Below are 11,935 nucleotides of genomic sequence, written 5' to 3'. Positions count from 1 at the left end.
AGCTGGGCCACGACCTCCGGGTCCATTGCCGTGCCGCCGTCGGCCACCCGGCGCACCGCGTCGATGAACTGCTTCACGTCCGAGATGCGGTCCTTGAGCAGGTAGCCGACGCCGCCGCTGCGGTCGGCGAGCAGTTCCCGGGCGTAGAGCTGCTCGACGTACTGCGACAGCACCAGCACGGGCAGCCCCGGCTGCTCGGCCCGTGCGGCGAGCGCCGCCCGCAGGCCCTCGTCGGTGAAGGTCGGCGGCAGCCGCACGTCGACGACCGCGACGTCCGGACGGTGCACGGTCAGCGCCCGCTGCAACGACGGGCCGTTGTCGACCGCCTCGACGACCTCGAAGTCGTTCGCCTCGAGCAGCCGGATCAGGCCGTCCCGGAGGAGGGCGAGATCTTCGGCGAGGACGACACGCACGGCAGCACGATAACGACCTCGGTCGGCCCGCCGGCCGGGCTCGAGAGGGTGAGCGTGCCGTCGAAGGCGGCGAGCCGCCGCTCGATGCCGCGCAGCCCGCTGCCGGGCGCCGGGTCGGCCCCGCCGACGCCGTCGTCGACGACCAGCGCCTCGAGCCGGTCGTCGCGGTGGCCGACGTGGACGGCCACGCGCGACGCGTCCGCGTGTTTGATCACGTTCGTCAGCGTCTCTGCCAGCGCGACGTAGGCGGCCGACTCGACCGGCGCCGGCAGTCTCGTCGGCAGGTCGAGCTCGAGCTCGACCGGCACCGGCGAGGCGAGGGCGAGCGCCTCGACGCCGCCGGCGAGGCCGCGGTCGGCGAGCACCGGCGGGTGGATGCCGCGCACGAGGTCGCGCAGGTCGGTCAGGGCCGCGCTGCTGGTGCTGCGGGCCTCGGCCAGCAGCGCACGGGCGGCCTGCGGGTCGCGTTCGATGAGGTCGTCGGCCATCGCCAGGCTCAGCCCGAGCGAGACCAGCCGCGCCTGCGCGCCGTCGTGCAGATCGCGCTCGATGCGGCGCAGTTCGGCGGCCTGGGTGTCGACCGTCTCGGCCCGCGACGACGCCAGTTCCTGCACGCGCAGCGCCAGCCTGCTCTTCTCCGACGTCGCGAGCAGCGAGGCGCAGATCCACGCGTGCAGCCGCACCAGCAACCCCTTCGGCAACCACCAGAAGACCAGCTCGAACGCGGTCTCGACCACCGCACCGATCGAGATCGCGAGGCCGAACGTGCCGTTGACGAGCAGCCAGAGCAGGTCGCGCCGCGTCGCCGGGTCGAGCGCCCGCGCCCGGGCCAGCGCCACCCAACTGCCCACCGGCGGGGTGAGGTACGGCGACTCGACCGGGCGGCCCAGCAGGCCCCCGGCCACCCGCCGGTGCAGGTCGGCGAGCGGGCGGGTGAGCCGCAGCGCCACCGCGACGAGCGGGATGCCGGCCGTCACCACCACCAGCGCGGTGCCGACGGTGGTGAGCACGAACAGCACGAGCGACAGCGCGGCCAGGGGCACGGAGGCCACGGCCCAGCCGAAGAGCCGGAGCCGATGGACCAACTGGCGACGCACCGCTCCATCCTGACCCACGGCAGCGCCCCGCACGGTGGGGAAAAGCCCACCGTTGCCGGGGGCCGAGCACCCGTGTGCGGGCGCCGTGCGGGCGGCAGCGTCACCGCCGTGAAGCGAAACCAGTCCCTGCGAGAGGGCTCCGTCATGTCCGCTCCCCGCCGTCCCGTCACCGTCCGCGCCGCCCGCTGGAGCGCCCGCCATCCCTGGCGGGCCGTCGCCCTGTGGCTCGTGTTCGTCGCCGCCTGCGTCGCCGTCGGCGGCAGCGTCGGCACCCACCGCATCGGCCACCTCGACAGCGGCGTCGGCCAGTCGGGGCAGGCGTCGCGGTGGATCCACGACGCCCACCTGGAGGCGCCGGACACCGAGGACGTGCTGGTCACGGCCCGCAGCGGCCGGCTCGACGCCGCCGCCGCGGCCCAGGCGCTGAGCGCCGCCACCGCCCGGATGCGGACCCTGCCCGAGGTGGCGTCCGTGTCCCGGCCGGTCACCTCGCCCGACGGCTCGGCCGCCCTCGTCCAGGTGACGTTGGTGAAGGACGCGAAGGTCGCGCCGCTGGTGTCCGCGACGGCCGCCGTGCAACGGCAGTTCCCCGCCCTGCGGGTCGAGCAGGTCGGCGGCCGGTCGCTCGACGACGCGGTCAACGCCCAGGTCGGCGACGACCTGTCGGCCGCCGCGTCCTTCAGCCTGCCGGTGACGCTCGCGATCCTGCTCGTCGCGTTCGGCGCGATCATCGCGGCCGGTGTGCCGGTGCTGCTGGCGCTGTCGGCCGTCGGCGCCGCCACCGGCCTGTCGGCGCTGGTGTCGCACGTGGTGCCCGACTCGGGCACGACCTCGTCGATGATCCTGCTGATGGGCATGGCCGTCGGCGTCGACTACTCGCTGTTCTACGTCAAGCGGGCCCGTGCCGAACGGCACGCCGGGCACGACACCCACACGGCCATCGACATCGCCGCCGAGACCTCCGGGCACTCGGTGCTCGTCTCGGGCGTGGCCGTGATCGTCGCGATGCTGGGGCTCTGGGTCGCCGACGACCCGACGTTCCGGTCGCTCGCGACCGGTTCGATCGTGGTCGTCGCCGTCGCGGTGCTCGGCTCGCTGACCGTGCTGCCGGCGCTGCTGGTGCTGCTCGGCCGGCATCTCGACCGGCCGCGCGTGCCGGTGCTGTGGCGCTGGACGATGCGCACGCGCGAGCCGCGGCTCTGGCTGGCCCTGCTGCGCCCGTCGCTGGCGCACCCGAGGCGCACGCTGGTCGTCTCGCTCGGCGCGCTCGTGCTGCTCGCCGCGCCGCTGCTGTCACTGCGGCTGGTCAACGACTCGCCGGCGTCGCTGCCGACCGTGATCGCCGAGAAGCACGCCTACGACCGCCTCGTCGCCGCCTTCCCGCACGAGGCGACCACCCAGGTGGTCGTCGTGAAGGCGGCCCCCGCCGACGCCGACCGGGTCGCCACCGCGCTGCGGGACCTGCCGCTCGACCCCCGGTTCTTCGACGGACGCGAACCGGTGCGCGCGTCGGCCGACGGCACCGTGCACGTGCTGCGCATCGACGCCCCCTTCGACGCCGAGTCGGGCCCCGCCCGCCAGGGCGTGCGCGACCTGCGCGGGCACGTGGTCGCCGACGCTCTCGCACCGATCAGCGGCGCCCGGTGGGCGGTGGGCGGCGACACCGCGTCCAACCTCGACTACGACACGCACGGCTCGCAGCGTCTGCCCTGGGTGATCGCCTTCGTCGTCGCGCTGACCATGGTCATCGTCGGCTGGGTGTTCCGGTCGGTGCTGCTGGCGGTGATCACCGCGGCGGTCAACCTGGTGTCGGCCGGTGCCGCGTTCGGCCTGCTGGCGCTGGTGTTCCAGCACCGCTGGGCCGAGGGGCTGCTCGGGTTCCACTCGACCGGCGCCGTCATCAACTGGATCCCGCTGTTCACCTTCGCCGTGCTGTCGGGCCTGTCGATGGACTACCACGTCTTCGTGCTCGGCCACGTGCGCGAGGCCGTGCGCAGCGGGCTGCCGGCACGTGAGGCGATCCGCGTCGGCATCGGGCGGTCGGCCGGCACGGTCACGAGCGCGGCGATCGTCATGGTGTCGGTCTTCGCGATCTTCGCCTCGCTGCACATGGTCGAGATGAAGGAGATGGGCTTCACCCTGGCCGCGGCGGTGCTCATCGACGCCGTGGTCGTGCGCGGTGTGGTGCTGCCTGCCCTGCTCGCCCTGGCCGGTGAGCGGGTGTGGCGGCGCCCGGCCGCCGCGCCGGCCGACACGCGGCAGCCGGCGCTGGTCGGCGCGGTGGGCTGACCGCCGGCGGCCGCGGTGGTCAGCCCTCGCTCAACGACATCGGTCCGTAGACCGGGCTGCCGTTGTCGAGCAGGGTCACCGCGGCCACGCCGGCGTCGGCGAGCTCGCGCCAGTGCTCGCCGAGCCAGCTCTCGGCGTCGCTCTGGTTGCTGTGGGGCGGCACGGACGGACCGCTCACCTCGTCGCCGTCCGGGCCGACCAACTGCCAGGTCCAGGTCATCGCGGGTCACTCCTCGTCGGTGGCGGTCGTCGGGTCCGGGTAGAGCCGCACCCGTCCTCGGCATACTTCCTCACGTGAGCGTCGTGGATCTGCTGGGCCTCGGGGCCGACGTGCCCTGGCCGGACGCCGGGGCGACCGTCGCCGCCCAGCAGTGGGGCGGTCGGGCCGGCGTCGGGCGGCTCGCCGACGCCGTCGCCTGGCTCGCCGGCGCGAACGCCGCCTTTCCGCCGCCCCGTCCGGCCGCGGTGCGCTGGGTGCATCTCGGTGCTCCGACCACGGTCGAGGCGCCCGAGGGCGTCCACACCGACGTGGTCGACGCGGGCGACGGCCTCGACGCCGGCGCGGCGGCCGCCGACCGCCTGGTCGACTCCGGCACCGACCTGCTGCTCGTGAGCGGACGCGGCACCGACGCCGGCGCGCTCGCCGTCAGCATCATCGCGGGCGTCGAGCCGGTCGCCGTGCTGCCCCGCGGCGCCGCCGCCCTCGACACCACCGCCTGGATCGCCCGGCTCACCGCGGTGCGCGACCGGCGGCGCGCACTGATGCCGCTGCGCGAACGCGTCGACGAGCTGCTGGACGCGCTCGGCGACCCGCTGCTCGCCACGGCCACCGGCCTCATCGCACAGGCAGCGAGCCGCCGCACGCCGATCGTGTTGGACGGCCCGCTCCCGGTGGCGGCGGCGCTGGTCGCCCACCGGGTGCAACCCCGCTTCGCCGCCTGGTGGCGCGCCGCGGACACCTCCCCCGACCCGGTGCAGCGCCGAGCCGTGGACGTCTTCGACCAGCAGCCGCTGGCCGACAACGGGATCGCGACCGCCGACGGCACCGCCGCGCTGCTCGCGCTCGCCCTGCTGCGCGCCGGCGCCGACCGCGCGGCCCGCGCCGACGACCCGACCGACGAGGACGCGACCGACGAGGACGCGACCGACGAGGACGCGACGGGCGCGACGCCGACCGGCCGGCACGCCGCACCGGAGCCGGCACCCGAGCCCACCGACCGGCCGCGCCCGCGTCCGGCCACCCTGCTGGAGGCCGACCGATGACCGAGAAGCGGTCGGCGCTCGACAGCGTCACGATGCCCGTGCAGGTCGCCGCGGCCTGGACCTGGCGACTGCTGGTGATCCTGGCCGGGCTCTACGTGCTCGGGCAGATGTTCCTGACCGTCGAGTTGGTGGCGTTCAGCTTCATCCTCGCGCTGTTCTTCACCGCGGTGCTGCATCCGATCGAGCGCCGCCTCGACCGCGCGCTGCCCGGGCCGCGCTCGCTGTCGGCGGCGCTCGCGCTGCTGTTCGGCGTGGCGGCCCTCGGCGGCATCGGCACGTTCGTCGTCTGGCAGATCAGCACCCACTCGACCGAACTCGCGAACCAGCTCACCGCGCTGGTGACCCACTTCCGCAACTGGCTGCACAACGGCCCGCTGCATCTCAAGTCGTCCGACATCGACAAGCTCAGCACCCAGTTCACCGACGCGGTGAAGAACCATCAGGGGGCGCTGATCAACGGCGCCATCCAGACCGCGCAGACCGTCGCCGAGTACGTCGGCGCGTTCCTGCTGATCCTGCTGTCGACATTCTTCCTGCTGCGTGACGGCGAGCTGATCTGGCGCTGGACGCTGCGGCTGCTGCCGACCGGCGCGCAGGCCCGCATGGACCTCGCCGGCCGGGTCGGCTGGCGCACGCTCGGCGGCTACATGCGCGGCCAGGTGCTCATCGCGCTGTTCCACGGCATCTCGGTGATGATCGTGCTGTTCGTGCTGCGGGTGCCGCTGGCCGCGGCGCTCGGCGTGCTGATCTTCCTCGGCTCGTTCATCCCGCTCGTCGGTCTCACGGTCACCGGGGCGCTCTGCGTCGCGGTCGCGCTGCTCGAGCACGGGTTCACGGCGGCGATCGTGGTGACGGTCGCGATCGTCGTGCTCATCCAGCTCGAGGCGCACCTGCTGCAGCCGTTCATCATGAGCCGCAGCGTCGAGGTGCACCCCCTCGCCATCGCCCTGTCGGTGATCACCGGGACGACGATCGCTGGCATCCCCGGCGCGCTGCTGGCCGTGCCCCTCGTGGCGTTCCTCAACGCCACGATCGCCGCGTTGCGCCGCCCGCTGGAGGTCGCGGCCACCGAGCAGGTGCTGCGCAAGATGCCGGCGAACGCGGAGGCGGTCAGCGCGCTCGCCCAGGACTTCGACCCGACCGAGCACGCGGCCCCGCCGCCCAAGTCGCGCGCGGCGGGGGTCTCGGAGGGCTGAGGCCCGGCTACCGCACGTGCGACGGGACGAACGGCGGTGCCACCACCCGCACGGCCGAGCGGCGGCCGCGCACGTCGAGGGCGAGCTCGGCACCGTCGTCGACACCGGCGGGGGTGTCGATCCGCGCCAGCCCGATGCCGACCCGCAGGGTCGGCGAGAAGGTGCCGCTGGTGACCTCGCCGACCACCGCACCGTCGGCGTCCAGCACCGGCATGTGGGCGCGCGGGATGCCCCGGTCGAGGGCGAGCAGGCCGCGCAGCGTGCGGCGGGGGCCGGCCGCCCGTTCGGCGGTGAGGGCGTCGTGTCCCCAGAAGGCGTCCTTCTTCCAGCCGACCGCCCAGCCGGAACGGGCCTGCACCGGCGTGATCTCGCGGCTGAGGTCCTGCCCGTGCAGCGGGTAGCCCATCTCGGTGCGCAGGGTGTCGCGGGCGCCGAGGCCCGCGGGCCGGCCGCCGTGGGCGCGGGCGACCTCGAGCAGCGCATCCCAGAGCGCGGGCGCGTCGTCCCACGCCGGCAGCAGCTCGTAGCCGTGCTCGCCGGTGTAGCCGGTGCGGCAGATGCGCACGGCGCGGCCGTCCCACTGCGCGTCCGTCCAGGCCATGTAGTCGGCGCCGGTCGGCAGGCCGAGCGCGGTGAGCACCTCGGGTGAGCGCGGGCCCTGCACGGCCAGCACGCCGAACTCGCGGTGCTGGTCGGTGACGGTGACGCCGTCGGGCGCCGCCGCGGCCAGGCGACGCACCACCTCGGCGGCGTTCGCGGCGTTCGGCACCAGGAAGACCTCGTCCGGCCCGACCAGGTAGGCGATGAGGTCGTCGACCACGCCGCCGTCGTCGGTGCAGCAGAGCGTGTACTGCGCTTGGCCCGGGCCGATCCGGCCGAGGTCGTTGGTGAGGCAGCGGTTGACGAAGTCCGCCGCGCCGGTGCCGCGCACGAGCGCCTTGCCGAGGTGCGAGACGTCGAACACGCCGACCGCCTCACGCACCGCGGCGTGCTCCTTGAGCACGCCCCCGCCGTCGGCGGCGTACTCGATCGGCATGTTCCAGCCGCCGAAGTCGGCGAGCTTGGCGCCGAGCGCGACATGGCGCTCGTGCAGCGGGGAGGTGAGCAGGTCGGCCATGCCTGGCAACCTACCGACCGGCCGGCCCCGCGCAGGGCCACTCCTAGGATCGATTCCATGCCGACGATCTCCGTCCAGTCGCCCACCAAGCCCGTGCGGGCCGATGCCGTCGTCGTCGGCGTCTTCTCCGGACCGGGCGGGTTGCAGCTGGCGCCCGGCGCCGAGGCGGTCGACGGCTCGCTCGGCGGCCGCCTGCGCGAGGCCCTCGTCGCGGCGGGTGCGTCGGGGCGGCCGGACGAGATCACCAAGATCCCGACGCTGGGCCTGAGCGACGTCCCGCTCGTCGTCGCCACGGGGCTCGGCGAGCGGACCGAGCACGGTGAGACGTTCCGCCGGGCGGTGGGCGCCGCCCTGCGCGCGGTCAGCAGCAAGGCGCGCGTGCACATCGCGCTGGACGCACCGGTCGGCCCCGTCGTCGAGGGCGCGCTGCTCGGCAGCTACGCCTTCACCGAGTACAAGTCCGCGCCGGCCGCGACGGCGCTGCGCACGATCACCGTGCCGGGCGGCTCGCGCGCCGAGCTGACCCGGGCCCGTGTGATCGCCGAGGCGGTGAACTTCACCCGCGACCTGGTGAACACACCGCCGAACGACCTCTACCCCGCGACCTTCGCCGAGCGGGTCGCCGCCCGCGGCGCCAAGGCCGGGCTCGAGGTCGAGGTGCTCGACGAGCGGGCGCTGAAGCGCGGGCGGTTCGGCGGCATCCTCGGCGTGGGCCAGGGCAGCACGCGGCCGCCGCGGCTCGTGCGGCTGAGCTACCGGCCGGCCCGCGCCCGCCGCCACCTCGCGCTGGTGGGCAAGGGCATCACCTTCGACTCGGGCGGCCTCAACCTCAAGACCGTCAACCTGACCTGGATGAAGTCGGACATGGGCGGTGCCGCCGCGGCGGCGAGCGCCATCTGCGCGGCGGCGGCGCTCAAGCTGCCCGTGCGCATCACCGCGACGCTGCCGATGGCCGAGAACATGCCGTCGGGCTCGTCCTACCGGCCCTCCGACGTGCTCACCATGCACAGCGGGCGCACCGTCGAGGTGGCCGACACCGACGCCGAGGGGCGGCTCATCCTGGCCGACGGCATCAGCCGCGCGCTGCAGGACGGACCGGACGCGCTCGTCGAGCTGTCGACGCTCACCGGCGCACAGCTCGTCGCGCTCGGGCCGCGCCTGATCGGCGTCATGGGCGAGGAGTCGATGCGCGACACCGTGGTCGCCGCGGCCGGCGAGTGCGGTGAGGACGCGTGGCCGATGCCGCTGCCCGAGCACCTGCGGGCCGGGCTGGACTCGGCGGTCGCCGACCTGCAGAACGTGCCCGGTGAGCGCTGGGGCGGGATGCTCGTCGCCGGCCGGTTCCTGCAGGAGTTCGTGCCCGCCGACCTGCCGTGGGCTCACCTGGACATCGCCGGGCCCGCGTACAACAACGGCGGCCCGCGCGACTACACGCCCAAGGGCGGCACGGGCGCCGGCGTGCGCACGCTCATCGCGACGGCGGAACGGCTGGCGGCCGGCTGACCGCCCGCAGCGCGGCCTCACCGCCGCCGGCCGCCGCCTCGCGGGCGGCCTCGACGGCGTGCTGCCAGCGCTGGCAGAGGCGCTGGTAGCTGCGGGCGCGGTGCCGCTCGGCGGCGTAGGCGGCCCAGCCGCAGATCGCGGCGAGCGGCAGTTCGCCGCAGGCGGCGAGCACCACGGCCAGCCACGTGTCCGACGCGGCCGAGGTCGTGATGTCGAACCACGCGTCGACGACGAGCATCATCGCGGCCACCGCGGCGAGGGCGCCGGTGGCGGCCGAGCGGCGCCAGGCGGCGAACCCGAGCACGCCGAGGACGAGCATCAGGCCGCTGTCGAAGCCGAGCCAGGCGACGTCGTAGTTGTCGCTGCGCACCTTCGACGGCAGGGTGAAGCCGAGGTAGACCAGCCACGGGATCATGCCGACGAGCGCGCTCACCGCCAGCGGCGCGAGCCAGCGCGGGGCGTGCACGTGCTGGCGGGCCGGCAGCATGCCGAGCGAGGACTCGATGGCGTCCAGCGGCGACCACGGGGTCGGGTCGAGGTCGGCGGCGGGGATGCCGTCCGTTCCGTCCAGGGGCGTCGTCACGATCCGTCGGCCTCCGACTGCTCGCCAGTGGGGCCGGACGGTCGGGGGTTGTTCCGCGACCACTCGCGCATGCGCCTGGGATACCCCACCTTGACCGCGTCGTACAACGGGACGCCGTGCTTGCGCGCCCACTTGGCCGCAGCGTCGGGGTCGGCGACGCGGCGCCGCGTCCACTCACCGGTGTCGGCGACGAGCACGACCGTCGTCTCGGTGACGGTGGTGCGCGGCTCGAGGAACGCCTCGACGCCGCGCCGCGTCCCCGCGAACTCGGTCAGATGGTCGACGTCGGACCCGGTGGCCGTGCGCAAGGTGCCCGCGCGCGACCGGCGCCGCAAGGTCCAACCCACGAGATCCTCCATGCCGACAGGGTGGCCACAGCCTGCCGTAGTCGCGCCATGCACGACCTGAGCATCGGTGATGAGGCGGGGCGACCTGAGGGCCCTTCGGCCTTCGCCGCCGCCAGACCCGCGCGACGGGCGGTCACATGCGCACGAGGGGGCGCAGCGGGCCGACGCCCGCAGTGCCAAGATGGACACAGGCCCGGCGCACGGTGGCGCAGGGCCACGATGTGGAACGGGAGCACAGGTGGCCGACAACCAGTCCGACCTCGTCATCCTCGGTGGGGGCAGCGGCGGGTACGCGGCCGCGCTGCGGGCAGCCGAACTCGGCAAGTCGGTCGTGCTGATCGAGAAGGACAAGGTCGGCGGCACCTGCCTGCACCGCGGATGCATCCCGACCAAGGCGCTGCTGCACGCCGGCGAGATCGCCGACGGTGCGCGCGAGGCGGCGACGTTCGGCGTCAACGCCACCTTCGAGGGCATCGACATGGGCGGCGTCCACAAGTACAAGGACGGCGTCATCTCGAAGAACTGGAAGGGCCTCACCGGTCTCATCAAGAGCCGGGGCATCCAGATCGTCGAGGGCGAGGGCCGGCTCGTCGGCCCGAGGACCGTCGCGGTGAACGGCGACACCTACACCGGTACCAACGTCATCCTCGCCACCGGCTCGTACTCGCGCACCCTGCCCGGCCTCGAACTGGACGGGCAGCGGGTCATCGCGTCCGAGCACGCGCTGCAGCTCGACCACGTGCCCGAGAGCGCGATCGTGCTCGGCGGCGGCGTCATCGGCGTCGAGTTCGCGTCGGCGTGGACCTCGTTCGGCTGCAAGGTCACCATCGTCGAGGCCCTCCCCCGGCTCGTGCCGCTCGAGGACGAGGCGTCGTCGAAGCAGCTCGAGCGCGCGTTCCGCCGCCGCGGCATCACCTTCAAGACCGGAGCCCGCTTCGCCGGCGTCGAGTCGACCGACAGCGGCGTGCGCGTCTCGCTCGAGTCGGGCGAGACCCTCGAGGCCGAGCTGCTGCTCGTGGCCGTCGGCCGCGGCCCGATCTCGCAGGGCCTCGGCTACGAGGAGCAGGGCGTGCGCGTCGAGCGCGGCTTCGTCATCACCGACGAGTACCTGCGCACGAACGTCGACGGCGTCTACGCCGTCGGTGACCTGATCTCGATCAACGGCCAGCCGCACCTGCAGCTCGCCCACGTCGGCTTCGCCGAGGGCATCCTCGCCGCCGAGCACATCGCCGGGCTGCCCGTCGTCCCGATCGACTACCTCGGCGTCCCGCGCATCACCTACAGCCAGCCCGAGGTCGCCTCGGTCGGCTGGACCGAGGCGCAGGCGAAGGAGCAGTTCGGCGCCGACGCGGTCAAGGTCGTCAACTACGACCTGTCGGGCAACGGCCGCAGCGCCATCCTCCACACCCAGGGCGCGGTCAAGCTCGTGGCCCGGGCCGCCGACGGCCAGGTGCTCGGCGTCCACATCGTCGGCGACCGCGTCGGCGCGCTCATCGCCGAGGCGCAGCTGATCTACAACTGGGAGGCCCTCGCCGGTGAGGTCGCCCAGCTGATCCACCCGCACCCGACCCAGTCCGAGGCCATCGGCGAGGCGCACCTGCTGCTCGCAGGCAAGCCGCTGCACGTCCACGACTGACGCCGTCCGCCCGCCAACCCCCTTCTTCGAGGAGTTCCTGCCGCCATGCCGACGTCCGTGACCATGCCCCGCCTGGGTGAGAGCGTCACCGAGGGGACCGTGACCCGCTGGCTCAAGGCCGAGGGCGACCACGTCGACGCCGACGAGCCGTTGCTCGAGGTCTCGACGGACAAGGTCGACACCGAGGTTCCGTCGCCGGCCTCCGGCACGCTGCTCTCGATCAAGGTGCAGGAGGACGAGACCGTCGAGATCGGCGTCGAACTTGCCGTGATCGGCGAGGCTGGTGAGGACGGCGGCGGCGATGGCGGCGGCGAGACGGAGGCCGAAGCCGAGCCGGAGCCCGAGCCGGAGCCCGAGCCCGAGCCGGAACCCGAGTCCGCACCGGAACCGGCGGCGCAGGCCGAACCGGAACCGGAAGCTGCGCCGGCCGCGGAGGCCAAGCCGCGTCCCACTCCCGCGCCTCCCACTCCCGCGCCTTCCACTCCCGCGCC

General features: G+C 74.2%; 12 protein-coding genes. 6 read left to right on the top strand and 6 right to left on the bottom strand.

Annotated features, from left to right (window positions below; genetic code table 11):
- Together ACTHMS_RS11720 and ACTHMS_RS11715 are read right to left on the bottom strand one after the other, a co-directional pair.
- Window positions 1–413 (bottom strand): response regulator (locus ACTHMS_RS11720; RefSeq protein WP_440306844.1); only part of this gene is annotated, 413 nt, incomplete at its 3' end.
- Entirely contained in the window at window positions 365–1,510 is a 1,146-nt protein-coding gene (locus ACTHMS_RS11715) for a sensor histidine kinase (RefSeq protein WP_440306843.1), read from the bottom strand. The genes ACTHMS_RS11720 and ACTHMS_RS11715, both read right to left, overlap by 49 nt.
- Window positions 1,511–1,654: 144 nt before the next feature.
- Here ACTHMS_RS11715 and ACTHMS_RS11710 point away from each other — a divergent pair, with 144 nt between their 5' ends.
- Window positions 1,655–3,799, top strand: coding sequence for an MMPL family transporter (locus tag ACTHMS_RS11710; RefSeq protein WP_440306842.1), 2,145 nt, complete (start codon window positions 1,655–1,657; stop codon window positions 3,797–3,799).
- A gap of 19 nt (window positions 3,800–3,818) precedes the next feature.
- Here the strand turns inward: ACTHMS_RS11710 and ACTHMS_RS11705 are convergent, their stop codons facing one another.
- The gene (locus ACTHMS_RS11705; protein ID WP_440306841.1) at window positions 3,819–4,019 is read right to left on the bottom strand and encodes a hypothetical protein; all 201 of its coding nucleotides are present in this window, start codon (window positions 4,017–4,019) and stop codon (window positions 3,819–3,821) included.
- A 74-nt stretch (window positions 4,020–4,093) separates the two neighbouring features.
- Here ACTHMS_RS11705 and ACTHMS_RS11700 point away from each other — a divergent pair, with 74 nt between their 5' ends.
- Window positions 4,094–5,062 carry a nicotinate-nucleotide--dimethylbenzimidazole phosphoribosyltransferase gene (locus ACTHMS_RS11700; protein WP_440306840.1) on the top strand — a complete coding sequence of 323 codons (969 nt, stop codon included), beginning with the start codon at window positions 4,094–4,096 and terminating at the stop codon, window positions 5,060–5,062.
- Window positions 5,059–6,258 (top strand): AI-2E family transporter, encoded by a 1,200-nt coding sequence (locus tag ACTHMS_RS11695; protein WP_440306839.1) that lies wholly within the window; start codon window positions 5,059–5,061, stop codon window positions 6,256–6,258. Before ACTHMS_RS11700 ends, ACTHMS_RS11695 begins: the two co-directional genes overlap by 4 nt.
- Before the next feature lie 7 nt (window positions 6,259–6,265).
- Here the strand turns inward: ACTHMS_RS11695 and gcvT are convergent, their stop codons facing one another.
- Entirely contained in the window at window positions 6,266–7,375 is a 1,110-nt protein-coding gene (gene gcvT, locus ACTHMS_RS11690; protein WP_440306838.1) for a glycine cleavage system aminomethyltransferase GcvT, read from the bottom strand.
- Window positions 7,376–7,432: 57 nt separating this feature from the next.
- On the opposite strand from gcvT, the gene ACTHMS_RS11685 reads away from it, so the two are divergent.
- Window positions 7,433–8,878 (top strand): leucyl aminopeptidase, encoded by a 1,446-nt coding sequence (locus tag ACTHMS_RS11685; protein ID WP_440306837.1) that lies wholly within the window; start codon window positions 7,433–7,435, stop codon window positions 8,876–8,878.
- On the opposite strand, the gene ACTHMS_RS11680 is transcribed toward ACTHMS_RS11685, so the two are convergent.
- Window positions 8,844–9,461: a hypothetical protein gene (locus ACTHMS_RS11680; RefSeq protein WP_440306836.1), complete on the bottom strand. Its 618-nt coding sequence runs from the start codon at window positions 9,459–9,461 to the stop codon at window positions 8,844–8,846. The genes ACTHMS_RS11685 and ACTHMS_RS11680 overlap by 35 nt on opposite strands.
- Complete coding sequence (locus ACTHMS_RS11675) at window positions 9,458–9,820, bottom strand: oxidoreductase (protein WP_440306835.1); 363 nt, start codon at window positions 9,818–9,820, stop codon at window positions 9,458–9,460. Before ACTHMS_RS11675 ends, ACTHMS_RS11680 begins: the two co-directional genes overlap by 4 nt.
- A gap of 226 nt (window positions 9,821–10,046) precedes the next feature.
- Between ACTHMS_RS11675 and lpdA the strand changes: the two genes are divergently transcribed.
- Together lpdA and ACTHMS_RS11665 are read left to right on the top strand one after the other, a co-directional pair.
- Window positions 10,047–11,444 (top strand): dihydrolipoyl dehydrogenase, encoded by a 1,398-nt coding sequence (gene lpdA, locus ACTHMS_RS11670; RefSeq protein ID WP_440306834.1) that lies wholly within the window; start codon window positions 10,047–10,049, stop codon window positions 11,442–11,444.
- 99 nt (window positions 11,445–11,543) lie between these two features.
- A partial coding sequence (locus ACTHMS_RS11665) for a biotin/lipoyl-containing protein (protein ID WP_440306833.1) occupies window positions 11,544–11,935 on the top strand: 392 nt, incomplete at its 3' end.

The sequence above is a fragment of the Jatrophihabitans sp. genome, from assembly GCF_051960575.1.
Classification (GTDB): Bacteria; Actinomycetota; Actinomycetes; order Mycobacteriales; family Jatrophihabitantaceae; genus JBQCEE01.
Note: the sequence above shows the minus strand (reverse complement) of the source record. Positions and strands in the feature narration are given on the sequence as shown.